The organism is Pseudomonas deceptionensis (assembly GCF_900106095.1).
In the GTDB taxonomy this organism is placed as follows: Bacteria; Pseudomonadota; Gammaproteobacteria; order Pseudomonadales; family Pseudomonadaceae; genus Aquipseudomonas; species Aquipseudomonas deceptionensis.
Window position 1 is genome coordinate 1270766 of the sequence record NZ_FNUD01000002.1, and the last position, 25343, is coordinate 1296108.

The window sequence follows — 25343 nt, forward strand, 5'->3', positions numbered from 1 at the left end:
CGCCAAGTTCTATGGTGCTTTGACCAAATGCGCTGCCAGGGTGCGCAGCGGCCCGAGCTGACGGCAAATCAACGCCAGTTGGGTTTGCACCAGTCGCTGGTTTTCATCGAGCTCGTCCGGCATTTGTTCAAGCTCGTTGGCCAGTGTTTCTTCCTCGTCACTCTGTACCGCCACCGCTTGTTTGCTGGCCAGGTCTTGAGCGATCTGGTCGATGCTGTCGGCAATCTTGCGCCCTGCGCCTTCGATCAGTTGCTCGCGTACTTCGCCGGGCAACTCGGTGTCGCGGTGTGCGCCCAGGCCAGACAGGTAGCTGAGCAAGGTGTGGGACAACACCAAAAAGCGGAAGCCCATGTCGGCATCCTTACGGAAGTGCCCCGGCTCCATCAGCATATTGGCCAGGGTGGTCGACAGGGCGGCATCGGCGTTGTGGGCGTTACGTCGCGCCAGTCGATACGCCAGGTTGTCGCTTTTGCCCTGGGCGTACTGCTGCATGATCTGGCGCAGGTACTGGCTGTTGCAGCTCAAGGTATTGGCCAGCACCTGGTTCAGGCGACGGCCCTGCCAGTCCGGCAAGAACAGGAACACCGCCGCCGCGGCAATGACACTGCCCACCAGGGTATCGAACAGCCGCGGCAGGAACAGCCCGTAACCGTCGCCCACCTGGTTGAAGCAAAACAGGATCATCAGGGTGATGGCCGCGGTGCTCAGCGTGTAGCGCGTGGTGCGGTTGATAAAGAACACCACCCCGGCCACCACGGCAAACATCGACTGCACCAGCGGGTTGGGGAACAGATCGAACAGCGCCCAGCCCACAGCCAGGCCGATGGCGGTGCCGATGATGCGCTGGCTGAACTTGCGCCGCGTGGCGCCGTAGCTCGGCTGGCATACGAACAGCGTGGTGAGGATGATCCAGTAACCCTGGCTCGGGTGAATCCAATGCACCATCGCAAAGCCGATGCTCAGCGCCAAAGGCAGGCGCAAGGCGTGACGGAAGATCAGCGACGTTGGCGTCAGGTGCTGGCGCAGGCGTGACCAGACATCCTTGAGATTGCGGGGCGAGCGGTCCAGCAAACTGCTGTCGGTGGCATCCGCGAGGTTGTCGGGGTTGCTTGCGTCGCTCAACAAACGGTCGAGTGTGCCCAGGTTGGCGGCCAGCGCCCGCAGTGAGCGCAGCAACCCGCGCCAGGCCGGGTTGCTCTGGATGCGCAGGTGTTCGAGGGAGGCGTGCAAGTCGCTCAGCGCCTCGGCAAAACTGTCGTCATAGACAAACGGCTGGCGCAGCTTGATCGACTCCGACAGGCGCTGGCAGGCCACGCCTTGCTGGCGCAGCAGGCGTTGGCAGCGGAACATCACGTCACTGTGGAAAAAGGCCTCGGCCAGGGCGTTGTAGGGGTAGTGCGAGGAACTGGCGCGCTCGTGGATGTCCTGGGCCAGGAAGTACAGCTTGAGGTAGCGGCTGAGCTTGGAGCCCGGCCGGGAGTTGCCGACCCGGTGCAGAATGATTTCTTTGGCGGTGTTCAGCGCGGCGACGACCCGACCGTTTTGCCGCGCCAGTTCCAGTCGGCCCGCTTCGACATCCAGCTTGCGGATCGGCTCGAACAGGGACGATTTTATCTTCAGGTACAGGCCCAGCTCCCAGAACAGTCGCGCCAGGCTTTGCTGCACCGGTTGATTGGAAAACAGCGCCTGCCACAGGACCGACAGCATCCCGTACCAGGCCGCGCCCGCCACCAGCAGCAAGGGCTCGTGCCAGAAGTTGGTGACTTCGCCACCACGCTGGTCGACGCCAATCATGGTGTACACGGCCAGAATCAGCGTGGCCGAGGCAATCGCCCCGTAGCGCTCGCCCAGCGCCCCGAGCATGGTCAGGCCGAAGCTGGCCAGCGCAAGCGCGCAGACCATCAACCAGGGATAGGGGAAGAGCAGTTCGACACTGAGCGCCGAGGCGGTGAAGCACACCAGCGTTACCAGCAAAGCGTTTAGTCGGCCTTGCCAACTGTCATCGGTCTCAGACAGCGCGCTGGCGATAATCCCCAAAAACAGCGGGATAAGCAGCGACATTTCATCCTGATACCAGCAAAAAGCCATGCTGCCGGTCAGGGCAACAAACACCCGGACGCTGTAACTGAACTTGTCCAGTGCCCACAAGCGGCGCAGGGAATGCTGAAAGCTTTTCGATGACATGGAGTGGCGGTGCCTGGCTCGTGATTCGCTAACTTGAGCCAGATAAGACGACAGCGCAATGGCACTGTCACATCGAACACAAAATATTTTTTGGGGTTGCCATCGCGAGCAGGCTCGCTCCCACAAGAGCGGTGCAATTTACCTGTGGGAGCGAGCCTGCTCGCGAAAGCCGCGATACGGTTTCGGACTAGACGTACTGCGCCGCCGCATAGCCCGAAGCCCACGCCCACTGAAAGTTGAAGCCACCCAGATGGCCGCTCACATCCAGCACTTCACCCACAAAGTACAAGCCGGGGCTTTTCAGCGATTCCATGGTCTTGGAAGACACTTCGCGAGTGTCGACCCCGCCCAGGGTCACTTCAGCGGTGCGGTAGCCTTCGGTGCCGGCGGGTACCACTTTCCAGCTCGCCAGTTTTTCAGCCACGAGCGCCAGTTCACCCGGTGTGTACTGCTTCATGGGCTTGGACTCGAACCAGTGCTCGGCCAGCAGGTTGGCCATCTTCTTGGTGAAGATCTCGCCAAGCAGGGTTTTCAGTTCGCTGTTGGGGCGTTCGGCCTGTTGGGTCTGCAACCAGCTCAGCGCATCGAGGTCGGGCAGCAGGTTGATTTCAACCGTGTCGCCGGTGTTCCAGAACGACGAAATCTGCAAGATCGCCGGCCCGCTCAAGCCCCGATGGGTGAACAGGATGTTTTCGCGAAAGCTTTGATCGTTGCAGCTCACCAGGCAGTCCACCGAGGTGCCCGACAGTTCGGTGCAGATCTCTTTGAGCTGATCGGTGATGGTGAACGGCACCAGGCCTGCACGGGTGGGCAGCAAGGTGTGGCCAAACTGTTTGGCGATTTGATAGCCAAAACCGGTAGCACCGAGGGTCGGGATCGACAGCCCGCCGGTGGCGACGACCAGCGACTGGCAGTCAATCGGCCCCAGGGTGGTGTTGAGGCTGTAGCCGTTGTCGGTCTTTTCGATCTGTTCAACCGAGGTGTCCAGGTGCAGGCTCACGCCCGCTTTTTGGCACTCATCGAGGAGCATTTCGAGGATGTCGCTGGATTTGTTATCGCAGAACAGTTGGCCGAGTTTCTTCTCGTGATAGGGCACGCCGTGTTTGGCGACCATCTCGATAAAGTCCCACTGGGTGTAGCGGGCCAGGGCCGACTTGCAGAAGTGCGGGTTCTGCGACAGGAAATTGTTGGGTTCGGTGTACATGTTGGTGAAGTTGCAGCGGCCACCGCCCGACATGAGGATCTTTTTGCCCGCCTTGTTGGCGTGGTCGATCAACATGACCTTGCGCCCACGGCCGGCAGCAGTCAGCGCGCACATCAAACCTGCGGCGCCAGCGCCAATAATCACAACGTCGGTAGAGCGCAAAGCGGTGTCCTCAAACAAATTCAGTGGTGCAAATTGACGTGTAGCCGCTGCCGCAGGCTGCGACCGAGCCCGAAGGAGTCGCGCTTCTAAAAGAAGGCCCTTCGGTCCTTATCGCAGCCTGCGGCAGCGGCTACAGGTTTTAGCAGGTGCAGATAATTACAAAACCCGAACGCGCAATACGCGGCCTTTGATTTTGCCTTCGCTCAAGCGCTGTGCAGCCTGTTTGGCCACGGTGCGGTCAACAGCCACGTAGGCCTGGAAGTCAAAGATCGCAATTTTGCCGACCTGGGCACCCGGGATGCCCGCGTCGCCAGTCAGTGCACCCAGAATGTCGCCCGGGCGAACCTTGTCTTTACGGCCTGCACCGATCACCAGTGTGCTCATGGCCGGCAGCAAAGGTGCGCCGCCCTGAGAGGTGAGGGTGTCCAGGGTTTCCCAGTTCAGAGGGGCTTTCTGCAGCTGCTCGATGGCCTGGGCGCGGTGCGCTTCGGACGGTGCAACCAGGCTGATCGCAACACCTTTTTCGCCAGCGCGGCCGGTACGGCCAACACGGTGAATGTGGATTTCCGAGTCACGGGCCAGTTCAACGTTGAGCACCATATCCAGGGCGTCGATGTCCAGACCACGGGCCGCAACGTCAGTAGCAACCAGTACCGAAGTCGAACGGTTGGCAAACATCGCCAGCACCTGGTCACGGTCGCGCTGTTCCAGATCGCCGTGCAGGCCGACTGCCGAAATGCCCTTGGACGTCAGGTGATCAACGGTTTCCTGAACCTGCTGCTTGGTGAAGCAGAACGCGACGCACGATTGCGGGCGGAAGTGGCCCAGCACCTTGGTCACAGCGCTCATGCGCTCTTCAGGCGAGATCTCGTAGAAACGCTGTTCGATCTGGCTGTCAGTGTGCAGCGCCTCGGCTTTTACTTGCTGAGGGTTGCGCATGAACTTGGACGACAGCTGCTTGATACCGGCCGGGTAGGTGGCCGAGAACAGCAGGGTCTGACGGCGTTCCGGGGTTTTTACAATGATGTCTTCGATGGCGTCGTAGAAGCCCATGTCCAGCATGCGGTCAGCTTCGTCGAGGACCAGGGTGTTCAGACCGTCCAGTACCAGCGAGCCTTTGCGCAAGTGCTGCTGGATACGGCCCGGGGTGCCGACGATGATGTGCGCGCCGTGTTCCAGCGAACCGATTTGCGGGCCGAAAGACACGCCGCCACACAGAGTCAGCACTTTGATGTTGTCTTCAGCGCGGGCCAGACGGCGGATTTCTTTGGCAACCTGGTCAGCCAGTTCGCGGGTCGGGCAGATCACGAGGGCCTGGCAGCCAAAGAAGCGCGGGTTGATCGGGTTCAGCAGGCCGATGCCGAAGGCGGCAGTTTTGCCGCTGCCGGTCTTCGCCTGGGCGATCAGATCCATGCCTTTGAGGATCACCGGCAAGCTCTGCGCCTGAATCGGCGTCATCTGGGCATAACCGAGGGAGTCGAGGTTAGCCAGCATGGCGGCGGACAGAGGCAGAGTGTTAAAAGCGGTGGCAATGGTGGTCACGAGACTGGCCTGCAAAACAAAATGTCGCGCAGTGTACCAGTCCCATGCCCTTCGCCTGAACATTCTGGACGAGATGTCATCCAGTTCTGCTTAAAAAGTCGCTTAATGTTCCAGGTCATGCTCCGAATTGGCTTTGGGTTTACGGCCGTCCTGCGGTGAAAGTTGCAGGAAAATCGCCGCTGCCAGCATTGCCATGATCCCGACTGTCAGGAAGGTCAGCTGGAACGCGCCGAGCACTGTATCCACCCCGTCGCCACCGCCATCGCCCGTAAAACCGCCTAGCAAGGCCCCGGCGCAGGCAACGCCCAGGCTCAGGGACAATTGCGCCACCACCGACAGCAAACTGTTGCCGCTGCTGGCGCTGGCGTCATCGAGGTCGATCAGGGTGACGGTATTCATCGCGGTGAACTGCAACGAGTTGATCGCCCCCAACACCGCCAGCATCGACAACAACAGCGGGTAAGGCGTGTGCTCGGTGACCAGGCCCATGCTTGCGAGCATCAGGCCCAGGGCAAAGGTGTTGGCGGTAAGCACAGTGCGATAACCCGCGCGTTCAATCAGCGGTCGGGCGACCCACTTGGCCAGCATGGCGGCGGCTGCCAGCGGCAGCATGCTCATCCCGGCCTGTGACGGGGAGTAACCCAGGGCGACTTGCAGCAGCAGCGGCACCAGAAATGGCAGGGCGCCGCTGCCCAGGCGCGCAAACAGGTTGCCCAGAATGCCCACCGCAAAGGTTTTGGTTTTAAACAGGGCCGGCGAGAACAGCGGGTTGCTGATATTGCCCGCCCGCAGCCAATAGGCGGCCAGGCACGCCATACCGGCGAACAGCAAGAGCATTACGCGCAGATGGGGCATGTGCAGCTCACCCAGGCCCTCCATGGCAATGGTGATGAAAATCATCGCTGCACCGAACAGCACAAAGCCCAGCCCGTCGAAACGGGTGCGCTCGCTGCCGCGCAAATCCGGAATGAAGTGCCACACCGCCCAGCAACCGAGAACGCCCACCGGCAGGTTGATCAGGAAGATCCAGTGCCAGCTCAGGTACTGCACCATCCAGCCGCCCATGGTCGGGCCGATCAGCGGGCCGAGCAGGCCGGGGATGGTGATAAAGCCCATGATGCGCACCAGTTCCGAGCGCGGGTAAGCCTTGAGCACTACCAGTCGCCCGATGGGCAGCATCAAGGCACCGCCCAGGCCCTGGACGATCCGTGCGCCGATCAGCTCGTTGAGGGTGCTGGACAAGGCACAGAGCAACGAGCCGAAGCTGAACAGGAGGATGGCGCTGAAGAAGATTTTTTTGGTGCCGAAGCGGTCGGCGATCCAGCCCGAAGCGGGGATCAGCAGGGCCACGGTGAGCATGTACGCAACGATCACCCCTTGCATGCGCAGCGGGTTTTCTTTCAGGTCGCTGGCCATGTCGGGCAGGGCGGTGTTGAGGATGGTGCCGTCGAGGGACTGCATGAAAAATGCGATGGCTACTACCCATGGCAGCCAACGCAGGGTTTCAGGGCTCAGAACCGGGCGTACGGGCATAGGACCTCTTTGTTATTGGATTTTCCTGACTTTCGTAGCCGCTGCCGCAGGCGGCGATGGGGCGCGAAGCGGCCCCCCGGATATTGAAGGCCCTGCGGTCCTTATCGCAGCCTGCGGCAGCGGCTACAAAGTTTGGTGATGTCTACAGCGTCAATGTCAGCTTCTTGACCAACGCTCCCGGCAGCAGGTTCGAGGCCGTCTGGCGCTGGTCGTACGTGCTGGACGACAGCAACAATTCGCGCTCGACTGTCAACGCTTCGAGTTGCGAGCCCAGCAGACTATAGACGCTGTCATCAAAGCGCATGGTGTTGACCGGGGCCTTTATCTCGCCGTTTTCGACCCAGAACGTCGCGAAGCGGGTCATGCCGGTCAGACGCGCCGCCGGCTGGTCCGAGTAGTTCAAGTACCACAGGTTGCTGATGTACAGCCCGGTGCCCAATTGCTTGAGGATATCGGCCTGCTCCAGCGTACCCGCCGCCATTGCCAGTGCGCTCGGTGCTTCGCCCCACGGTGCGCCGTTGACCTGCAGGCCATATTCGGCGGCGCTGCGCGAGCCCACCAGTTGCTGGTTGGCTTTGCCGTGTTTGACCAGCGACAAGTCCTGACGCGGGTAACCCTCACCGGAAAACGCCGGGCTCAGGGACTGGCTGACCTGCTCGTCAAAAGACACCAGAGGGCTTAGTTGTGCATCCCCGGCGTAGAGCTTTTGCAACGGGCTGGACTTGCTGGCCAGTGCCTGGGCCGAAAAACCGCCCCAGCACAGCATGCTCATCACTTCTTCCAGCGCCGCCGGGGCCAGGTAGGCGCGGTACTCGCCTGGGGCCAGGGCATGCAGCGGGCGATCCAGAAAGCTCAGTTGCTCGCGGGCCAGTTGCATGCGCCGGGCGAAACGCTCGCTGTCCCAGTCGGCTCCGGCGTAGCTGGCTTTCACCGCTTGGCCGTTGCTGTGAAACAGGCTCCAGTCGAAGTTGAAGCTGTTGGCCTGGTGCCAGCCGAATGCGCCTTCGGAGCTGGCGTAGCCGTAGCTGATAGGGCCGCTGGCATAAAAGCCCACCAGATCCACACCCTCGCAGGCGCTGCGGATTTCTTCCAGTACCCGGGCGGTGTCCGGCAGTGGTCGGCCCTGAACGTTATCGCTGTGCCAGGGCTGCGGGTTCAGCAGTAAATAAGGGTCGGCGGGCAACATCGGCAGGGTATCGCGCAGTTGCTGCAATGCGTCGGCCAGGCGTTGGCAGTCGACGTCCAGCTCGCCTGCCAGGGTGAGGCTGACATCAGCGTGGCGGCCGTCGTTGATCAGCTTGAGGCTCAGGCTTGCTTGCTGCACAAGCCCGGCCTGACGCACCTTGCCCTTGTTGAAACGGATAAATTCCGAGGCCTCGGCGTCATAGCCCAGGGTGAACTGCTCAGGCGGGCGGATCGCTTCGCCCAGCCACTGCACCAATGCTTTGAACTGCTCGGCCTGACTCAATGGGGTACTCATCAGGCATCGCCTCCAAACACGTCAATATTGCTGAACACACACGCCGGGGACGCATGCCCCACGCGGATTACCTGGTTGGGTTCGCCCTTGCCGCAGTTCGGGGTGCCCAGCACCTTGAAGGTACTGGCGTCGCCCACGGCGCTGAGGTTGCGCCAGAACTGCTCGGAAATACCGCGGTAGTTCGGGTTTTTCACCACGCCCTTGAGCTCGCCGTTCTCGATCAACTGACCCCACTCACACCCGAACTGGAACTTGTTGCGCGCATCGTCAATCGACCATGAGCGGTTGGTGGCCATCAGGATTCCGTTTTCGATCCCGCCAATCAATTGGTCCATCGACTGATCGCCGGGTTCGATATTGAGGTTGGCCATGCGGTCAATCGGCGGTCGATTCCAGCCACACGCGCGGCTGTTGGCCACGCCTTCAAGGCCCGAACGGAACTGCGACAGCGCGCCGCCCAACGGGCGCAACAGCAAACCTTCGCGAATCAGGTATTCCTTGTGCGCCGGGGTGCCGTCGTCATCGAAACTGTAGCTGGCCAGCTGCTCCGGAATATCAGGGTCGAAGGTCACGTTCAGCAGTTTGGAGCCGTACTGCAGGCTGCCGAAGTCGCTGGTTTTGACGAAGCTGGTGCCGGCGTAATTGCGTTCGTCACCGAGGATGCGGTCCAGTTCCAGCGGGTGGCCGATGGACTCGTGGATTTGCAGGATCATCTGGTCGGGCATCAGCAGCAGGTCGCGTTTGCCCGCCGGGGTGTTGGGGGCCAGCAGCAGCTTGAGGGCCTGATCGGCGACTTTGGGGGCAGCGCCGATCAGCCCGCAGCGGCTGATGACATCGGCGCCGCCTTGCTGGCCAAAGTTTTCGCGGCCCAGGCTGCGGGTCTGGCTGTCGTTGCCGTCATAGGCGGTGACGCTCATGCCCGGGAATACAAAACGCTGCGCCCGGCGCAACTCGGCGCCTGCGCTGTTGAGATAGATTTGCTCGACGTGATTGAGGCCGAGCGATACGTCCCAGCTCACCAGCCGCTCGTCCTTGGGCACGGCGGCGGATTCGGCACCGAGCAGCTCAAAGCACTGGTTGAGTGACGGGAAGGTCTGATCGAGATCGGGTGAGAAGTAGTCAGCGCGCTCGTGGGACACCGGCTCCTGGCTCAGGTCGAGCAGTGCATGGGCGGCAATCAGTTGCGCCTGGGCTTCGGCACGTTCGAGGGCCGCCTGCAACCCGGCCAGGGACAGGTCATTGGTGGCGGCGTAGGCTTCGACGCCCTTGAGCCGCACCGTCAGCATGGCGCCCTGGTCGTGATTGAATGAAGGAGGTTCTGCGACGTTCTTGCGTACCGACAGGTATTGCCCGGACTCACGTACATAGCGCAGCGAAAAGAACTCGGCCCGGGTGCGCAGCGCGGCAAAGCGCTGCTTGAGCTGAGGGTAGAAATCGAACATGCACAGACCTCCTTGTAGAGAGCGAAACAGCCCTCACCACGCCTCTCCCTCCGGGAGAGGGTTGTGGTGCGGGCTGTGCTTTAAACCGGGCAACCCTTGGCGCGCAGGATGGCGTCAAAGCGATCAGGGTCCAGGGTACCGGCTTCGATGGCGGCAAGCGTCGCCTGTTCACGGGCCAGCAGGTCATGGCAGCGCTTGAGCAGTTCTGGCAGCTCGGAGCGAGAAGCCGCGACCACGCCGTCGCCGTCGCCGATCATCAGGTCACCGGGCATTACCAGCATGCCGGCACACGAGATCGGCACGTTGATTTCGCCGCCGCCGTCAGTGCTCGGGCCGCGGTGTACGCCGCCGATGGCATAGGCCGGCAGTTCACCGGTTTGCCATTCGTCGAGGTCGCGCAGGGCGCCGTTGATCACCACGCCGACAATCCCTGCCTTGAGGGCCATGGCGCGCATGATGCCGCCGAACACGGCACGGGTCAGGTCGGCACTGCCGTCGATCACCAGCACATCGCCCGGGCGGGCCATCTGCATGGCTTTAAGGATCATCAGGTTGTCGCCCGGACGAACCCGGACGGTCAGTGCGCTGCCCAGCATCGGACGGGTGCCGTGGAACGGCTTGAGGCCCAGACCGCCGACGTTACGGCCCAGACAGTCACTGACAGCGGCTGCCGGGATTTTGCTGAATTCTGTGAGCCATTTTGGATCGAGAGGTTCTGCGTTTGGATTAATCAGGAAGCCGGTCGGCCATTTGCTCGAAGAGACGACATCAAACATAGAAAACCTCTTGGCCAGGCAAGGCTGGCGTGACGGGTGGGGCGGGGGGGTGTGGCGCGAAGCGAGGCACTAGAGTAGGCCTGCGTTGAGGCCGGGGCAAGCGGGGCAAGATGAAACAAATAGCCTGTAGCCGCTGCCGCAGGCTGCGATAAGGTCCCAAGGACCTTCGCTCTTGAAAAGCGCGACCCCTTCGGGCTCGATCGCAGCCTGCGGCAGCGGCTACAGGGTGATGCGGTTACTGCGCGGTAAGGCTCACTTCACGCAGTGGCTTGCCGCGTACCGGAGCATCGCCTGCTACGTAGTAGTCGGCAGTGCTGCGCGGCAGTGGCTGGCGGCCACGGATCTTGTCGGCGATTTTCTCGGCGATCATGATCGTCGGCGCGTTCAGGTTGCCGGTGGTGATCAGCGGCATGATCGAGGCATCGACCACACGCAGACCCTGCATCCCGTGTACACGGCCTTCGCCGTCTACTACAGCCATCTCGTCGGTGCCCATCTTGCACGAGCAGGACGGGTGGAAGGCCGTCTCGGCGTGTTCGCGGATAAAGGTATCCAGCTCTTCGTCGGTCTGCTTGTCGATGCCCGGGCTGATTTCGCGGCCACGGTAAGCATCCAGCGCAGGCTGTTGCATGATTTCGCGGGTCAGGCGGATGCCGTCACGGAACTCCTGCCAGTCTTGCTCGGCGGCCATGTAGTTGAACAGGATGCTCGGGTACTCACGCGGGTCCTTGGACTTCACGTTGATCCGGCCACGGCTCGGCGAACGCATGGAACCCATGTGCGCCTGGAAACCGTGCTCTTTCACGCCATTGCTGCCGTTGTAGTTAATCGCTACCGGCAGGAAGTGGTACTGAATGTTCGGCCATTCGAATTCTTCACGGGTGCGGATAAAACCACCGGCTTCAAACTGGTTGCTGGCGCCAATGCCTTTGCCCAGGAACAGCCACTCGGCACCAATGGCCGGCTGGTTGTACCAGAGCAGCGACGGGTACAGCGAAACCGGCTGGGTGCACGCGTACTGCAGGTACAGCTCAAGGTGATCCTGCAAGTTCTGGCCAACACCCGGCAGGTCGTGGACCACTGGAATGTCGAGGCTTTTCAGCAGTTCGGACGGGCCCACACCGGAGCGTTGCAGCACGGTTGGCGAACCGATTGCGCCGCTGCACAGCAGGACTTCTTTACGGGCCTTGGCCAGAATCCGGGTATTGCTGTCGCCGACCATGTAGGAAACGCCAACAGCGCGCTTGCCTTCAAATTCGATCTTGTCGGTCAGGGCGTGGGTGACGATGGTCAGGGTCGAACGCTGCTTGGCCGTGTCCAGGTAACCGCGCGCGGTGCTGGCGCGACGACCGTTTGGCGTCACGGTACGGTCCATCGGGCCGAAACCTTCCTGCTGGTAGCCGTTCAGGTCTTCGGTGCGCGGGTAGCCGGCTTGTACGCCTGCTTCAACCATGGCGTGGAACAATACGTTGTTGCCCTGCTTGGGCGTGGTCACGCTGACCGGGCCATCGCCGCCGTGGTAATCGTTGGGGCCGATGTCGCGGGTTTCGGCTTTGCGGAAGTACGGCAGGCAGTTCAGGTAATCCCAGTCTTCGAGGCCTGGCAGTTTTGCCCAGCCGTCGTAGTCCATCGCGTTACCGCGGATGTAGCACATGCCGTTGATCAGGGACGAACCGCCCAGACCTTTGCCACGGCCACATTCCATGCGGCGATTGTCCATGTGTGGCTCTGGATCGGTTTCGAAGGCCCAGTTGTAGCGACGGCCTTGCAGCGGAAACGCCAGCGCCGCAGGCATCTGGGTGCGGAAGTCGAAACGGTAGTCCGGGCCGCCTGCTTCAAGCAGCAGCACGGTGACGCCTTGGTCTTCAGTCAGACGGGTCGCCAGGGTGTTACCGGCAGAGCCGGCACCGATGATGATGTAATCGAATTCTTGGGACATAAAATGCACCCTCTTTGAAGTTGGTCAGATCAAACCTGGCCCGGTGGGAGCGGGCCTGCCCGCGATTGCATCAGCGCGGTGCAACTGATACACCGCGTCGCCTGCATCGCGAGCAGGCTCGCTCCCACGGGGGGTGTGCGCACGAGTCGGTTTAGAACACCGAAACGTAGTCGCCCAGCTCGACCTGTACCGATTTGATCTGGGTGTACTGCGCCAGCGAGCTGATGCCGTTTTCACGGCCGATGCCCGATTGCTTGTAACCGCCTACCGGCATTTTTGCGTCGGACTCGCCCCAGGCGTTGATCCAGCAAATGCCCGCTTCCAGTTGATGAATCACGCGGTGGGCGCGGTTCAGGTCCTTGGTCACGACGCCGGCAGCCAAACCGAACTCGGTGTCGTTGGCGCGGCGGATCACTTCTTCTTCGGTGTCGTAGGTGAGGATGCTCATCACCGGGCCAAAGATTTCTTCTTTGACGATGGTCATCCCGTCGGTGCAGTCAGTGAACACGGTAGGTGCAACGAATGCGCCCTTGGCCAGGTCGCCCTGGGTCAGACGTTCACCGCCGCACAGTACGCGGGCGCCTTCTTCCTTGCCCTTGGCAATGTAGCCCAGCACACTTTCCATGTGAGCAAAGCTGACCAGCGGGCCGAAATTGGTGTTTTCGTCTTCCGGGTTACCGATGCGGATGCGTGCAACACGCTCCAGGATCTTGGCCTCGAATGCGGCTTTCATTGCAGTCGGGATAAACACGCGAGTGCCGTTGGTGCACACCTGGCCCGAGCTGTAGAAGTTGGCCATCATTGCAGTGTCAGCTGCGCGATCCAGGTCGGCGTCGTCAAAAATGATCAGTGGCGACTTGCCGCCCAGTTCCATGGTCACGTCTTTCAACGAGGAGCTGGTGGCGCTGGCGGTTACTTTTTTGCCGGTTTCGGTGCCGCCGGTGAACGACACTTTTTCGATGCGCGGGTGTTCGGTCAGCCAGGTGCCGACTTCACGGCCGCTGCCGGTCAGGACGTTGAACACGCCGTCTGGCAGGCCGGCTGCGGTGAAGATCTCAGCCAGTTTCAGGGTTGTCAGGGAAGTGACTTCGCTTGGCTTGAAGATCATCGCGTTACCGGCGGCCAGCGCTGGAGCGGATTTCCACAAAGCGATCTGGATCGGGTAGTTCCATGCGCCGATACCGGCCACAACGCCCAGCGGCTCGCGACGGGTGTAAACGAACGAAGTATCGCGCAGCGGGATTTGCTCGCCCTGAATGGCGGTTGCCAGGCCTGCGTAGTATTCCAGCACGTCAGCGCCGGTCACGATGTCGACGTAGCGGGTTTCGGAGTACGACTTGCCGGTGTCCAGGGTTTCCAGAGCAGCCAGTTCATCGTTGCGCTCGCGCAGGATGTCCACGGCGCGACGCAGGATGCGCGAACGCTCCATGGAGGTCATGGCAGCCCAGATTTTCTGGCCTTTTTCAGCGCTGACAACGGCGCGCTCAACGTCTTCTTTGGTGGCGCGTTGCACTTGAGCGAGGACTTCGCCGTTAGCCGGGTTGATGGCATCGAAGGTTGCATCGCTGCTGGCGTCGGTGTAACCGCCGTCGATGTAGAGTTTTTGCAGTTCGAAACGGGCCATAAAATCCTCGCAAGTGCATAAGTGGTTGGCGTTGATCGTGAGTCAGGTGCCATTTGGTTGGGGCAACTCAAACTCACGACAGTTCAGGGGTTAAGCGTTGATTGGGGCCTAACTCACCTGTTTCGCCAGTTGTAGATCCATATATTCGTAGCAGATGCGTTGTGCCTGCTCGGTGTCGAAAGCGTCTCCCGACAGGGCACCCCGCAACCATAGACCATCGATCAGCGCAGCAAGGCCGCGTGCTGCGTTGCGGGCTTCGGCCAACGGCAGGACACGACGAAATTGACAGCACAGGTTCGAGTACAGGCGGTGATCGTTGATCCGCTGCAATCGGTGTAGCGACGGTTGGTGCATGCTGGCGGCCCAAAAGGCCAGCCAGGTTTTCATCGCCGGGCCACTGACCTGACTGGCGTCGAAGTTGCCTTCAACAATCACCTGCAGATGAGCCCGTGGGCTTTCATCGCTTAGCGCCTGGCGCCGCTCGGTAACGTTGTCGATCAAGGCGTTCATCAAGTACCGCATGGTGGCGGCAATCAGACCGTTCTTGTCTTTGAAGTAGTGACTGATGATGCCGTTAGACACACCGGCCAAACGGGCAATCAGCGCAATGCTGGCATCTGCCATGCCGACCTGATCGACAGCCGTCAACGTGGCTTCGATCAACTGCTGGCGGCGTATGGGTTGCATACCGACCTTGGGCATTTTGCAAATCTCCTTAGGCCTGCGAGCAGTGCATAACGATCACTGAGCGAAGGCCAGTCTATTTTGTTTTGATTGAACGTTCAATCAACAAAGAATAAGCTCTGCGACAATTCGTCGCGATTTATGTCGTTTCCCTACGCATGAATGGCGCAAAACGACACGGCAAAAGCTCCGAAACCCTTGTGGGAGCGAACCTGCTCGCGAAGGCTGTCAGCGATACGCACTCTAATGGAATAGGCGCGGTGCCCTTGATGCCTTCGCGAGCGGGCTCGCTCCCACAGACGGCATCTGTCTGGGCGGGTCCGGTTTTTTAGCGGTGTCTTTATATCACTCGACCGTTGGTCGCTAACTAAGCGTTTAGTCGAGTGTTGCCTTGCATCAAGTTCTTCTCTCGCGCTGCCTGGAGCATCCGTGCCATGAGTTCTGCTTCTCTTATAAAGACCCCACCGCAAAAGGTGACGGTCAACGGTTGGGTGTTTTACACCTCCACTGCCTTGATACTTTTGCTGACTGCCATTTTGATCGCTGCCCCCGAAGAAGCAGGCCGCATTCTGGGCATCGCCCAAGAGTGGCTGTCGCGCAGTTTCGGCTGGTACTACATGGTGGTGATCGCCGCTTACCTGATCTTTGTGGTCGGGCTGGCGTTTTCGTCCTACGGCAAATTGAAACTGGGGACCAAGCAAGACACCCCGGACTTCAGCTATGGCGCCTGGGCCGGGATGCTGTTCTCGTCCGGTATCGGTATTTCGCTGCTGTACTTCGGCGCTTCCGAGCCGCTGGACCACTACTTCAACCCGCCTGAAGGCGTGTCGGGCAGCCATGAAGCGGCGCGCCAGGCGTTGCAGCTGACCTTCTTGCACTGGGGCCTGCACGGCTGGGCGATCTATGCACTGGTCGGTCTGGCCGTGGCTTACTTTGCCTACCGTCACAACCAGCCGCTGGCATTGCGTTCGGCGCTGTACCCGTTGATGGGCGAACGCTGGGTCAAAGGTGCTGCGGGGCATGCGGTCGACGGCTTCGGCATGTTCGTGACCTTGCTCGGCCTGGTGACGAACCTGGGAATCGGCTCGATGCAAGTGTCGTCCGGGCTTGAGAACCTGTTCGGCATGGAGCACAGCAATACCAACCTGCTGATCGTGATCATCGTGATGAGCACCGTGGCGACCATTGCCGCAGTGTCGGGCGTTGAAAACGGCATCCGCCGCCTGTCCAACCTGAACATCGTACTGTTCAGCGGCCTGCTGATTTTCGTGCTGCTGTTTGGCCCGACCCTGCACCTGCTCAACGGTTTTGTGCAAAACACCGGCGATTACCTCAACGGTATCGTCATGAAAACCTTCGATCTGTACGTGTACACCGGCGACACCAAAAAGACGGAAGGCTGGCTGGGCCTGTGGACCCTGTTCTACTGGGCGTGGTGGATTTCCTGGGCCCCGTTTGTCGGCATGTTTATCGCGCGTATTTCCCGTGGTCGTACCGTGCGTGAGCTGGTCGCGGGCGTGTTGCTGATTCCGCTGGGCTTCACCCTGGCGTGGTTGTCGATCTTCGGTAACTCGGCACTGGACCTGGTGGTTAACCACGGTGCGGTGGAGCTGGGCAGAACAGCGCTTGAGCAGCCGTCCATGGCGATTTACCAACTGCTTGAGCACTACCCGGCGTCGAAAATCGTGATCGGCGTATCGATCTTTGTCGGCTTCGTCCTGTTCCTGACCCCGGCGGATTCCGGCGCGGTGATGATGGCCAACTTGTCGTGCAAAGGCGGCGATGTGGACGAAGACGCGCCGCACTGGCTGCGGATCTTCTGGTCGGCGGTGATCACCCTGGTGACCATCGGCCTGCTGTTCGCGGGTAACTTTGCGGCCATGCAAACCATGGTGGTACTGGCCGGTCTGCCGTTCTCGGTGGTGTTGATCCTGTTTATGTTTGGCCTGCACAAAGCCATGCGTCAGGACACCCAGATGGAACAGGAACAAGCCGAGCTGGCTGCCCGTGGCCGTCGTGGTTTCAGCGAGCGGTTGAGCGCACAAGACCTGCAGCCGACCCAGGCCGTGGTACAGCGCTTTATGGACAAGCACGTGACCCCGGCACTGGAAGATGCGGCGGTGCAACTGCGCAGCCAGGGCCTGGACGTGCAGACCCTGCTGGGCAGCGCCAAGCGTTGCATGGGCGTGCGGGTGGAGATGGAGGAAGGCAACCCGTTTGTCTACGAAGTCAGCCTGGACGGCTACCTGGCCGCGCCGAGCGAGTCTGAACAGGATGAAGTGCGCAGCCGTTACTACCGGGCCGAGGTGTATTTGCACAACGGTAACCAGGAGTACGACCTGATGGGCTTCACCCAGGAGCAAATCAGCCGTGACGTGCTCGATCAGTTTGAAAGCCATCGCCAGCTCCTTGGCAGGGTGTATAGCTAAAAACAGTTGATAACCTCCTGTGGGAGCGAGCCTGCTCGCGAGGCTCTCGAGAGCGCTACGTTGTTAAAGCCCTTCGCGAGCAGGCTCGCTCCCACAGTGTTTGTGTTTGCACGTCACCCCAGATTCTTGCCCAACAGCGCGTGATACAGCTCTGTATCCCCCAGTATCCCCACCACTTTGTGATTGTCGTGCAGCACCAGTTTGTTGCCGGTCTGGTAGCGGATTTGCAGCGCATCGCGCATGCCGATCCCGCTGTCCACCAGGGTTGGCCCGCGCCCTAATCCCTCTACCGCCTGCCCGCGAGTCCAGTGCTGCAAGTCCACGACACTGGCACCCTGGCGCACGCCCTTGATGGTGTTGCCCTCCGCCAGGTCAATCCACGAGTCATCCCCCGGATCAATGCATACCGAACCGTTAATGCGTTTGCAGTTGTCCAGTGTGCGCATCAGGCTGCGCCCGCACAGAACGTTCAACGGGTTGGTGTGGGCCACGAACGTGCGCACATAGTCGTCCGCCGGGTTGAGCACGATCTCTTCGGGTTTGCTGTACTGGATGATCTTGCCGTCTTTCATGATTGCGATGCGGCTACCCAGTTTCAGCGCCTCATCCAGGTCGTGGCTCACAAACACAATGGTCTTGTTCAGCTTGCGTTGCAGCTCCAGCAACTCGTCTTGCAGGCCTTGACGGATCAGCGGATCAAGGGCCGAGAAGGGCTCATCCATCAGCAGAATATCGGCGTCCATCGCCAGTGCCCGCGCCAGGCCAACACGCTGTTGCATGCCGCCGCTCAATTCATCGGGCTTTTTATTACGCCATTGGGTCAGGCCTACCAGCTCCAGCTTTTCGTCCACCAGCTTGCGCCGTTCCTTTTCAGGGCGACCCTGCATCTCCAGGCCGAAGCTGATGTTCTCGCGCACGGTCAGCCAGGGCATCAGGGCGAACTTTTGGAACACCATGGCGATGCGCTGGGTGCGCATCATCTTCAGCTCTGCGGGGGTACACGAAGCGATGTCGATCTGCTTGCCTTCGTGCTCCACAAACAACTGGCCACGGCTGACCGTGTTGAGCCCGTTGATGCAGCGCAGCAGGCTGGATTTGCCCGAACCGGACAAACCCATCAGCACGCAGATTTCACCTTTGTCGATGTCCAGGCTGGCTTTTTCGACGCCTACAATCTGCCCGGTTTTTTTCAGGATCTGATCCCGCGACAGCCCCTGGTCCAGCAGGCTCAGTGCCTCGCGGGGGTCTTTGGCGAAGATTACGTCAACCTTGTCGAAGCGAATAATACTCATGCGTCAGCTCCCGCTTTGGCTTCCGGCTGTTTGCAGATGCGGTCGAGCATGATGGCCAGCAACACAATCGCCAGCCCGGCTTCAAAGCCCAGGGCGATGTCGGCGGTATTGAGTGCGTTGACCACCGGTTTGCCCAGGCCATCAGCGCCTACCAGGGCAGCGATCACCACCATCGACAGTGACAGCATGATGCATTGGGTTATCCCGGCCGCGATGCTCGGCATGGCGTGGGGCAGTTCAATGCGCGTGAGCAACTGGCGGCGCGAACAGCCAAATGCCTTGCCGGCATCGAGCAGTTCATGGGGGACGTCGCGAATGCCCAGGTACGTCAGGCGGATCGGTGCCGCAATCGCAAACACCACGGTGGAGATCAGCCCCGGCACCACGCCCAGGCCAAACAGGGTCAGGGTCGGGATCAGGTAAACGAAGGTGGGCACTGTCTGCATCAAGTCCAGTACCGGGCGCATGAAGGTATAAAACATCGGTTTGTGCGCGGCGAGAATCCCCAGCGGTACCCCGATGATCACGCACACAAAGGTGGCGAACAGCACCTGGGCCAGGGTTTCCATGGTCTCCTGCCAATAACCCAGGTTGAGGATCAGCAGAAACGACAGCGCGACAAAAACGGTGAGCCCCCACTTGCGCTGAATAAAGTGTGCCAGCAGGACAATCAGCCCGATAAACACGAAAGGGTTGAACCAGGTCAGCGCAAAGGTCACGGCGTGGATCATTGCTTCCAGCGTGCTCGCGATGGCATCGAAGGTGCTGGCACCGTGTTTGGTCAACCAGTCGACGAAGCTTGCGATGTATTCGCCCAGAGGGATTTTTTGATCGATGAGCATGGTAGTGAACGTCCGCATGCAGGGGGATTGAAACGGAGCCAGACGGGCAAGCCGTCTGGCGCCCGCGATTATTTCGCGAGGCTGGCTTTCACGGCCTCAAGGCCCGGTTTGCCATCGATCGTGGTCACGCCCGCGAGCCAGGTATCGAGCACGTGCGGGTTCTGTTTGAGCCAGGCTCGGGCGGCGACGTCCGGTTTGGTTTTGTCATCCAGCACCTTGCCCATCAGGGTGCTTTCCATGTCGAGGGTAAAGACGAGGTTTTTCAGCAGTTGGCCGACGTTGCTGCATTCCTCGCTGTAGCCCTTGCGGGTGTTGGTGTAGATGGTTGCCTGGCCGTAGTTGGGGCCGAAGAAATCATCGCCACCGGTGAGGTACTTCATCTTGAAACGGGTGTTCATCGGGTGCGGTTCCCAGCCCAGGAACACCACGTCGGTGTCGCGTCGCTGGGCGCGGTCAACCTGGGACAGCATCCCGGCTTCGCTGGACTCCACAATCTTGAAGCCTGCGTCCTTGAGGCCGAACGCGTTCTTGTCGATCATGGTCTGGATCATGCGGTTGCCATCGTTGCCCGGCTCGATGCCGTAGATCTTGCCGTCCAGTTCCTTCTTGAATTTAGGCAGGTCGGAGAAGTCCTTGAGGCCCTTGTTATAGAGCGCTTCGGGTACGGCGAGGGTGTACTTGGCGTTCTCCAGGTTGGCACGCACGGTTTCGACAGTACCCGCGTCGCGATAGGCCTTGATGTCGTTTTCCATGGTCGGCATCCAGTTGCCCAGGAACACGTCCATGTTCTTGCCGTCGGCCAGCGACTTGTAGGTGACCGGCACGGAAATCATGGTGGTTTTGGTTTTGTAACCGAGGGCCTTGAGCACCTCGCTGGTGACCGCGGTGGTGACGGTGATGTCGGTCCAGCCGACATCCGAGAAGTTAACCGTGTTGCATTGCTCCGGTTCTGCAGCCTGGGTGATGACGGGCAGACTCAGCAATGCAGCCAACAACAATGGGGAACCTTTCATGTGGGGACTCCTGGCGTCTAGGTGGCGGTTTTCGATCGAAAAGCCGCACGTAATCAGTTGCGGTTGGGCGATGCCCGGCAGGCGTGTTGCCGGTGCATCCAGCAATCGAGTCGAGACTGATCATGTAACAGTGAAAATCAAACGCCTACAGGGGGAGTCGCATCCAGTACAGGGAGGGTCGTATCTGATACCTGCGAGGTCGTATCTAGACGAATGATGCTTAAAAACTGCCCTTTTCATGCATATTCACCCTCTAAAACGTCGAGGGCGCTGGCAGGCAAAGGCGAGTCGTAGCTGGACGTTTTTGCCGATCACAAACCCCCCATGATGAGTGCATTCCTTGCGAGGCTCGTGCTCATGGCTATCAGCGTGTTTGACCTGTTCAAGATTGGCATCGGCCCCTCAAGTTCCCACACCGTGGGCCCGATGCGCGCCGCAGCGCTGTTTGTGCAGGGCTTGCGCGAGCGTGGCCAGTTGCAGCAGGTGCGCCGTATCGAAGTGCAGCTTTACGGCTCCCTGTCCGCCACCGGCATTGGCCACGGCAGCGACAACGCCGTGATCATGGGCCTGATGGGGGAATGGCCGGACGCCATTGATCCGTCCTGCATCGGTCCGCGTATCGCCGAGCTGCGCGAAACCGGGACCCTGTTACTCGACGGCTCTTTGCCGATCCCGTTTGTGTGGGCGCAGGACATGCGCCTGATCGACGAAAACCTGCCGTTTCATCCCAATGCCATGACCCTGGTGGCGCACACCGGGCAGGGCGAATTGCACTGCGATACCTACTACTCGGTAGGCGGTGGTTTTGTAGTGGATGCCGCGCAAGCAGCCAGCGGGGTGCTGGACATGGATCGCACCGCGTTGCCTTATGACTTTTGCAGCGCCGCCGAACTGCTCGAGCTGTGCCGTGAACATCATCTGAGCGTGGCTGCATTGATGATGGCCAACGAACGCACGTGGCGCAGTGAAGACGAAATCCGTTGTGGCCTGATCAAACTCTGGCGCGCCATGCAGGACTGTGTCGAGCAAGGCTTGAAGCACGAAGGCATCCTGCCTGGCGGTTTGAATGTGCGCCGTCGCGCCGCCCGTTTGCACCGCAGCCTGCAGGAAATCGGCAAGCCCAATGTGATCGGTTCCACCCTCAGCGCCATGGAGTGGGTCAACCTGTTTGCACTGGCGGTCAACGAAGAAAACGCCGCAGGCGGGCGCATGGTCACGGCGCCCACCAACGGCGCGGCCGGGATCATCCCGGCGGTGCTGCACTACTTCATGAAATTCAGCGATGAAGTCAGCGAAGCCCATGTGGTGGACTACTTGCTGAGCGCGGCGGCCATCGGCATTTTGTGTAAAAAGAACGCCTCGATTTCCGGCGCGGAAGTGGGCTGTCAGGGTGAAGTCGGCTCGGCCTGTGCCATGGCGGCTGCCGGGCTGGCGCAAATCCTCGGTGCCACGCCCGAGCAGCTGTGCAACGCCGCTGAAATCGGTTTGGAGCACAACTTGGGTTTGACCTGCGACCCGGTGGGCGGGCTGGTGCAAGTGCCGTGCATCGAGCGCAACGCCATTGCGGCAGTTAAAGCGATCAACGCCGCACAAATGGCCTTGCGTGGCGACGGCCAGCACTTTATCTCCCTGGACCGTGTGATCCGTACCATGCGCGACACCGGCGCCGACATGCATGACAAATACAAGGAAACCTCACGCGGCGGGTTGGCGGTCAGTGCGGTGGAGTGCTGAGCCATTAAAGCGCATGCCGACCTCTTTTAGCGCATTCGTACTTTTCGTGACATTCCATTACGGCTCCTTTTCGGCCGCCTTCCCACAAGTGATACCAATGTGCTCAACAGCGGCGTTTAAAGTGCGCGCCAAGCGTATAGCGCGCGTTTAATTCGTGTTTTGTTACAAGCTGACTAGACACATTGCGACGTCGTTTTCAGGCTTTGTTGAATGGCCATTCAAGTTTAGGCATGGCATTTGCGTTGTCATGTCAAAGCCCCATGAAATGGAGGCCATAACAAGAGCCTGTGCCTGAGGCCATCACCCGCTTTGTGTGAGGAGATACCGCGATGACGTCGTTCAACTCCGGGGCCCAACCCCAGAACCGTACGCCTCAATCCATCGGCTTTCTGCTGCTGGACAATTTCACGCTCATTTCTTTGGCCTCTGCGATAGAGCCTTTGCGCATGGCCAACCAGTTGTCGGGTCGTGAGTTGTATCGCTGGAGCACCCTCAGTGCGGATGGCAGCCAGGTATGGGCCAGTGACGGCCTGCAAGTGACCCCCGACGCCAGCATGCACAAGGCCCCGGCACTGGACATGGTCATCGTGTGCGGCGGTATCGGTATTCAACGCACTGTCAGCCGTGAACACGTGTCATGGCTGCAAAGCCAGGCGCGCCAGTCTCGCCGCCTGGGTGCGGTATGCACGGGCAGTTGGGCCTTGGCCTACGCGGGTTTGCTCGACGGTTTTGATTGCAGCGTGCACTGGGAGTGCCTGGCTTCGATGCAGGAAGCCTTCCCGCGTGTAGTCATGAGCACCCGCCTGTTTACCCTTGATCGCAGCCGCTTCACCAGTTCGGGCGGCACCGCGCCGCTGGACATGATGCTGCACCTGATCAGCCGCGATCATGGTCGCGAGCTGTCGGCGGCCATCTCTGAAATGTTTGTGTATGAACGCATTCGCAACGAGCAGGACCACCAGCGTGTACCGCTTAAACACATGCTGGGCACCAACCAGCCCAAGCTGCAGGAAATCGTCGCACTGATGGAAGCCAACCTCGAAGAGCCTATCGACCTCGACGAGCTGGCGGTTTACGTCACCGTGTCGCGGCGTCAGCTGGAGCGGCTGTTCCAAAAGTACCTGCACTGCTCGCCGTCGCGTTACTACCTCAAGCTGCGGCTGGTGCGGGCGCGGCAGTTGCTCAAGCAAACACCGATGTCGATTATCGAGGTGGCGGCGGTCTGCGGGTTTGTGTCGACGCCGCACTTCTCCAAGTGCTACCGCGAATACTTCGGCATACCGCCACGGGACGAGCGCGTGGGTTCCAACACTGCACAGCAAACCACTCTGGTGCAGATCCCGCAGTCCCTGCTGATAACCCCGCTGGCCGGGCCGATGTCAGCCTTGAACCAGGCGCGCAACGAATCGACGTTTGCCAGTGTGAGGCTCTAACAATCAAGAACGCCCTCACCCGGAGGGAGAGGGCGCCGATTGGTGGGGTAGTGCAGATCGGCTTCTGTCTTTAGTTCCCTCTCCCTTTGGGAGAGGGGTAGGGTGAGGGGCTTTTTGCTTTATCCGGCCTTGCTTTGCTTGAACTTCATCAACCCCGGCAGCAACTGCTGGTCAATCGCCTGGCGTACCGCTGGCAGAATCGTCGCGCTGCCGGTGTAGAGTTTTTCGACCAGGCCCTTGAGTGCGCGAGCATTGGTTTCATTCAGCCCGCAGACCACGGCTGTACAGGCTTGCTCGGCATTGCCCGATACCTCGAACCCCAGCGCGCGCAGCTCGCTCACCAGATCCTGCTCATCAATCAAATCCGCGTGCATCATGATTTTTTGTCCTTTATATGAGGCGCGATCGAAGCTTGATTCTGGTAGGGCTTTGGTCAGTGGGCAAGGCCGGTTTGGCGATATGTCTGATACGCCTAAGAACAGGTCGTTTTAAGGCAAGGCGATCGTGCGGCCCACATACGCGGGCGTTGGCAGATCGCGTTGCTCGCGCTCAATCGCCTGCAGCAAGGTCAGCGTATGTTCGCCGAACGGCGCAGACCGCGGGCCCGCCAGGTCGACATGCAGCAGCATTTGTTCATTGCCCGCCAAAGCCCGCTCATCACCGACCAGGTGCAGGCTGTGATAAACGTGCAGGCGTTTTTTATCGTGGCCGATGAGTTGGGTGCGCACTTCAACCTGGGCGCCGAGTTTCACCTCGTGCAGGTAATTGAGATGCACCTCCAGGGTGAACAGTGAATGACCGCTGGCTTCGCGGTTCTGGCTGTCGAGCCCCAGGCGGTCCATCAGCGCATCGGTGGCGTAGCTGAATATCAGCAGGTAAAACGCGTCGCGCAAGTGGCCGTTGTAATCGACCCATTCTTCACGAATGGGGGTGCTGTAGGTGGTGAGGCTGGGCATGGGGAACCTCGGTCAATCGTTGATGGCAATGCCATGTTTGAGTTTGGTCGCGTTGACCGCTTCCATCACTGCCAGCAGGCAGTCATCACGATAGCTCTCCAGCGCGCCAATGCTGTGGCTACCCAGTTGCTCAGTGGTGCCTTCGACCACGTCGTCGATCAGTTTTTCGCTGAGTTCCGGTGCGGGTAAATAGGTCCAGGGCAGTTGCAGGGCCGGGCCGAACTGGTTCATGAAGTGACGCATCCCGGCATCGCCACCGGCCAGGGTATAGGTCAAAAAGGTGCCCATGAACGACCAGCGCAAACCCGCGCCAAAACGTATGGCGTCGTCAATTTCACCGGTGGTGGCCACCCCGTCATTGACCAGATGCAACGCCTCGCGCCACAAGGCTTCGAGCAGGCGGTCGGCAATAAAACCGGGGACTTCCTTGCGCACATGCAGGGGGCGCATGCCCAGGGATTGATAGACCTTGATCGCCGCTTGAATCGCCTCGGGAGCGGTTTTTTGCCCACCCACCACTTCGACCAGTGGCAGCAGGTAAACCGGGTTGAACGGGTGCCCGACGATGCAGCGCTCCGGGTGCGTGGATGTTTCGTAGAACTCGCTGGGCAGCAGGCCCGAGGTGCTGGAACCGATCAATGCATCGGGTTTGGCGGCGGCGCTGATTTTGCTGTGCAGTTCGAGTTTCAGATCGAGTCGCTCGGGGGCGCTTTCCTGAATGAAATCGGCGTCGCGCACGCACTCTTCAATGGTGCTGACAAACCGCAGTCGGTCCTGGGATGCACCTTCAGCGAGGCCGCTTTTTACCAGGGCTGGCCAGGCTTTGGCGACGCGTTTGCGCAGGGCTGCTTCGGCGCCGGGGGCCGGGTCCCAGGCCACCACGTCCAGCCCGTGGGCGAGGGCGCGAGCGACCCAGCCGCTGCCGATTACACCGCTGCCAAGGGCGGCGAAGGTTTTGATGTGGGTGATAAAGGTCATGGTCTGTTCCTGGATATAAACAATGTGATGCCGTGGGAGCGAGCCTGCTCGCGAAGGCCCCAAGGGCGCCGCGATAACTCGGTTAACAGGCGTTAT

The 25343-nt window shown here is 60.3% G+C and carries 19 protein-coding genes; 3 read left to right on the forward strand and 16 right to left on the reverse strand.

The genetic code is table 11. From position 1 onward, the window contains the following. Window positions 1-9: 9 nt before the first annotated feature. The 10 genes from yccS to betI all read right to left on the reverse strand — a co-directional run bounded on the left by yccS (window position 10) and on the right by betI (window position 14588). The gene (gene yccS, locus BLW11_RS05715; RefSeq protein ID WP_048361209.1) at window positions 10-2184 is read right to left on the reverse strand and encodes a YccS family putative transporter; all 2175 of its coding nucleotides are present in this window, start codon (window positions 2182-2184) and stop codon (window positions 10-12) included. Between the two features lie 187 nt (window positions 2185-2371). Further along, window positions 2372-3550, reverse strand: a complete 1179-nt coding sequence (locus BLW11_RS05720) for a BaiN/RdsA family NAD(P)/FAD-dependent oxidoreductase (protein WP_048361208.1) — start codon at window positions 3548-3550, stop codon at window positions 2372-2374. A gap of 156 nt (window positions 3551-3706) precedes the next feature. After that, a complete protein-coding gene (gene dbpA / locus BLW11_RS05725; RefSeq protein ID WP_241486165.1) occupies window positions 3707-5044 on the reverse strand; it encodes an ATP-dependent RNA helicase DbpA in 1338 nt (445 codons plus the stop codon). Between the two features lie 150 nt (window positions 5045-5194). Then, the gene (gene mdtD / locus BLW11_RS05730; protein ID WP_048361206.1) at window positions 5195-6625 is read right to left on the reverse strand and encodes a multidrug transporter subunit MdtD; all 1431 of its coding nucleotides are present in this window, start codon (window positions 6623-6625) and stop codon (window positions 5195-5197) included. A 142-nt stretch (window positions 6626-6767) separates the two neighbouring features. Next, the gene (locus BLW11_RS05735) at window positions 6768-8105 is read right to left on the reverse strand and encodes a TldD/PmbA family protein (RefSeq protein WP_048361205.1); all 1338 of its coding nucleotides are present in this window, start codon (window positions 8103-8105) and stop codon (window positions 6768-6770) included. Next, window positions 8105-9547 (reverse strand): TldD/PmbA family protein, encoded by a 1443-nt coding sequence (locus BLW11_RS05740; protein WP_048361204.1) that lies wholly within the window; start codon window positions 9545-9547, stop codon window positions 8105-8107. The genes BLW11_RS05735 and BLW11_RS05740 overlap by 1 nt, the downstream gene beginning before the upstream one ends. An 80-nt stretch (window positions 9548-9627) precedes the next feature. Continuing rightward, window positions 9628-10323: an RraA family protein gene (locus BLW11_RS05745; protein ID WP_048361203.1), complete on the reverse strand. Its 696-nt coding sequence runs from the start codon at window positions 10321-10323 to the stop codon at window positions 9628-9630. 235 nt (window positions 10324-10558) lie between these two features. Next, entirely contained in the window at window positions 10559-12262 is a 1704-nt protein-coding gene (gene betA, locus BLW11_RS05750) for a choline dehydrogenase (protein ID WP_048361202.1), read from the reverse strand. A gap of 151 nt (window positions 12263-12413) precedes the next feature. Further along, complete coding sequence (gene betB / locus BLW11_RS05755) at window positions 12414-13886, reverse strand: betaine-aldehyde dehydrogenase (RefSeq protein WP_048361201.1); 1473 nt, start codon at window positions 13884-13886, stop codon at window positions 12414-12416. A 108-nt stretch (window positions 13887-13994) separates the two neighbouring features. Beyond that, a complete protein-coding gene (betI, locus tag BLW11_RS05760; protein WP_048361200.1) occupies window positions 13995-14588 on the reverse strand; it encodes a transcriptional regulator BetI in 594 nt (197 codons plus the stop codon). A gap of 473 nt (window positions 14589-15061) precedes the next feature. Here betI and BLW11_RS05765 point away from each other — a divergent pair, with 473 nt between their 5' ends. Beyond that, window positions 15062-16999 (forward strand): BCCT family transporter, encoded by a 1938-nt coding sequence (locus tag BLW11_RS05765; protein WP_241486161.1) that lies wholly within the window; start codon window positions 15062-15064, stop codon window positions 16997-16999. A gap of 113 nt (window positions 17000-17112) precedes the next feature. Here BLW11_RS05765 and choV read toward each other — a convergent pair whose 3' ends face one another. The 3 genes from choV to BLW11_RS05780 form a co-directional block, all read right to left on the reverse strand. Continuing rightward, the gene (gene choV / locus BLW11_RS05770; RefSeq protein ID WP_048361198.1) at window positions 17113-18291 is read right to left on the reverse strand and encodes a choline ABC transporter ATP-binding protein; all 1179 of its coding nucleotides are present in this window, start codon (window positions 18289-18291) and stop codon (window positions 17113-17115) included. Continuing rightward, complete coding sequence (choW, locus tag BLW11_RS05775; protein ID WP_048361197.1) at window positions 18288-19133, reverse strand: choline ABC transporter permease subunit; 846 nt, start codon at window positions 19131-19133, stop codon at window positions 18288-18290. Before choW ends, choV begins: the two co-directional genes overlap by 4 nt. 68 nt (window positions 19134-19201) lie before the next feature. Next, a complete protein-coding gene (locus tag BLW11_RS05780; protein WP_048361196.1) occupies window positions 19202-20146 on the reverse strand; it encodes a choline ABC transporter substrate-binding protein in 945 nt (314 codons plus the stop codon). A 357-nt stretch (window positions 20147-20503) separates the two neighbouring features. On the opposite strand from BLW11_RS05780, the gene BLW11_RS05785 reads away from it, so the two are divergent. After that, window positions 20504-21880, forward strand: coding sequence for an L-serine ammonia-lyase (locus BLW11_RS05785; protein WP_048361195.1), 1377 nt, complete (start codon window positions 20504-20506; stop codon window positions 21878-21880). A gap of 329 nt (window positions 21881-22209) precedes the next feature. Next, a complete protein-coding gene (gene gbdR / locus BLW11_RS05790; RefSeq protein WP_048361194.1) occupies window positions 22210-23313 on the forward strand; it encodes a choline metabolism transcriptional regulator GbdR in 1104 nt (367 codons plus the stop codon). Window positions 23314-23432: 119 nt separating this feature from the next. Here the strand turns inward: gbdR and BLW11_RS05795 are convergent, their stop codons facing one another. The 3 genes from BLW11_RS05795 to BLW11_RS05805 form a co-directional block, all read right to left on the reverse strand. Then, window positions 23433-23690, reverse strand: a complete 258-nt coding sequence (locus BLW11_RS05795) for a hypothetical protein (protein ID WP_048361193.1) — start codon at window positions 23688-23690, stop codon at window positions 23433-23435. Window positions 23691-23801: 111 nt separating this feature from the next. Further along, a complete protein-coding gene (locus BLW11_RS05800; RefSeq protein ID WP_048361192.1) occupies window positions 23802-24269 on the reverse strand; it encodes a thioesterase family protein in 468 nt (155 codons plus the stop codon). A gap of 12 nt (window positions 24270-24281) precedes the next feature. Beyond that, a complete protein-coding gene (locus BLW11_RS05805) occupies window positions 24282-25247 on the reverse strand; it encodes an L-carnitine dehydrogenase (RefSeq protein WP_048361191.1) in 966 nt (321 codons plus the stop codon). Between the last annotated feature and the right edge of the window lie 96 nt (window positions 25248-25343).

Bases quoted from the DNA above. Each gene is read 5' to 3' on its own strand.
- BLW11_RS05740 (WP_048361204.1), bottom strand. From the start codon at position 9,547: ATGTTCGATTTCTACCCTCAGCTCAAGCAGCGCTTTGCCGCGCTGCGC.
- gbdR (WP_048361194.1), top strand. From the start codon at position 22,210: ATGACGTCGTTCAACTCCGGGGCCCAACCCCAGAACCGTACGCCTCAA.
- BLW11_RS05745 (WP_048361203.1), bottom strand. From the start codon at position 10,323: ATGTTTGATGTCGTCTCTTCGAGCAAATGGCCGACCGGCTTCCTGATT.
- dbpA (WP_241486165.1), bottom strand. From the start codon at position 5,044: ATGCTGGCTAACCTCGACTCCCTCGGTTATGCCCAGATGACGCCGATT.
- choW (WP_048361197.1), bottom strand. From the start codon at position 19,133: ATGCTCATCGATCAAAAAATCCCTCTGGGCGAATACATCGCAAGCTTC.
- betA (WP_048361202.1), bottom strand. From the start codon at position 12,262: ATGTCCCAAGAATTCGATTACATCATCATCGGTGCCGGCTCTGCCGGT.
- yccS (WP_048361209.1), bottom strand. From the start codon at position 2,184: ATGTCATCGAAAAGCTTTCAGCATTCCCTGCGCCGCTTGTGGGCACTG.
- BLW11_RS05795 (WP_048361193.1), bottom strand. From the start codon at position 23,690: ATGATGCACGCGGATTTGATTGATGAGCAGGATCTGGTGAGCGAGCTG.
- BLW11_RS05785 (WP_048361195.1), top strand. From the start codon at position 20,504: ATGGCTATCAGCGTGTTTGACCTGTTCAAGATTGGCATCGGCCCCTCA.
- betI (WP_048361200.1), bottom strand. From the start codon at position 14,588: ATGCCCAAGGTCGGTATGCAACCCATACGCCGCCAGCAGTTGATCGAA.
- mdtD (WP_048361206.1), bottom strand. From the start codon at position 6,625: ATGCCCGTACGCCCGGTTCTGAGCCCTGAAACCCTGCGTTGGCTGCCA.
- BLW11_RS05735 (WP_048361205.1), bottom strand. From the start codon at position 8,105: ATGAGTACCCCATTGAGTCAGGCCGAGCAGTTCAAAGCATTGGTGCAG.
- BLW11_RS05780 (WP_048361196.1), bottom strand. From the start codon at position 20,146: ATGAAAGGTTCCCCATTGTTGTTGGCTGCATTGCTGAGTCTGCCCGTC.
- BLW11_RS05805 (WP_048361191.1), bottom strand. From the start codon at position 25,247: ATGACCTTTATCACCCACATCAAAACCTTCGCCGCCCTTGGCAGCGGT.
- BLW11_RS05800 (WP_048361192.1), bottom strand. From the start codon at position 24,269: ATGCCCAGCCTCACCACCTACAGCACCCCCATTCGTGAAGAATGGGTC.
- betB (WP_048361201.1), bottom strand. From the start codon at position 13,886: ATGGCCCGTTTCGAACTGCAAAAACTCTACATCGACGGCGGTTACACC.
- choV (WP_048361198.1), bottom strand. From the start codon at position 18,291: ATGAGTATTATTCGCTTCGACAAGGTTGACGTAATCTTCGCCAAAGAC.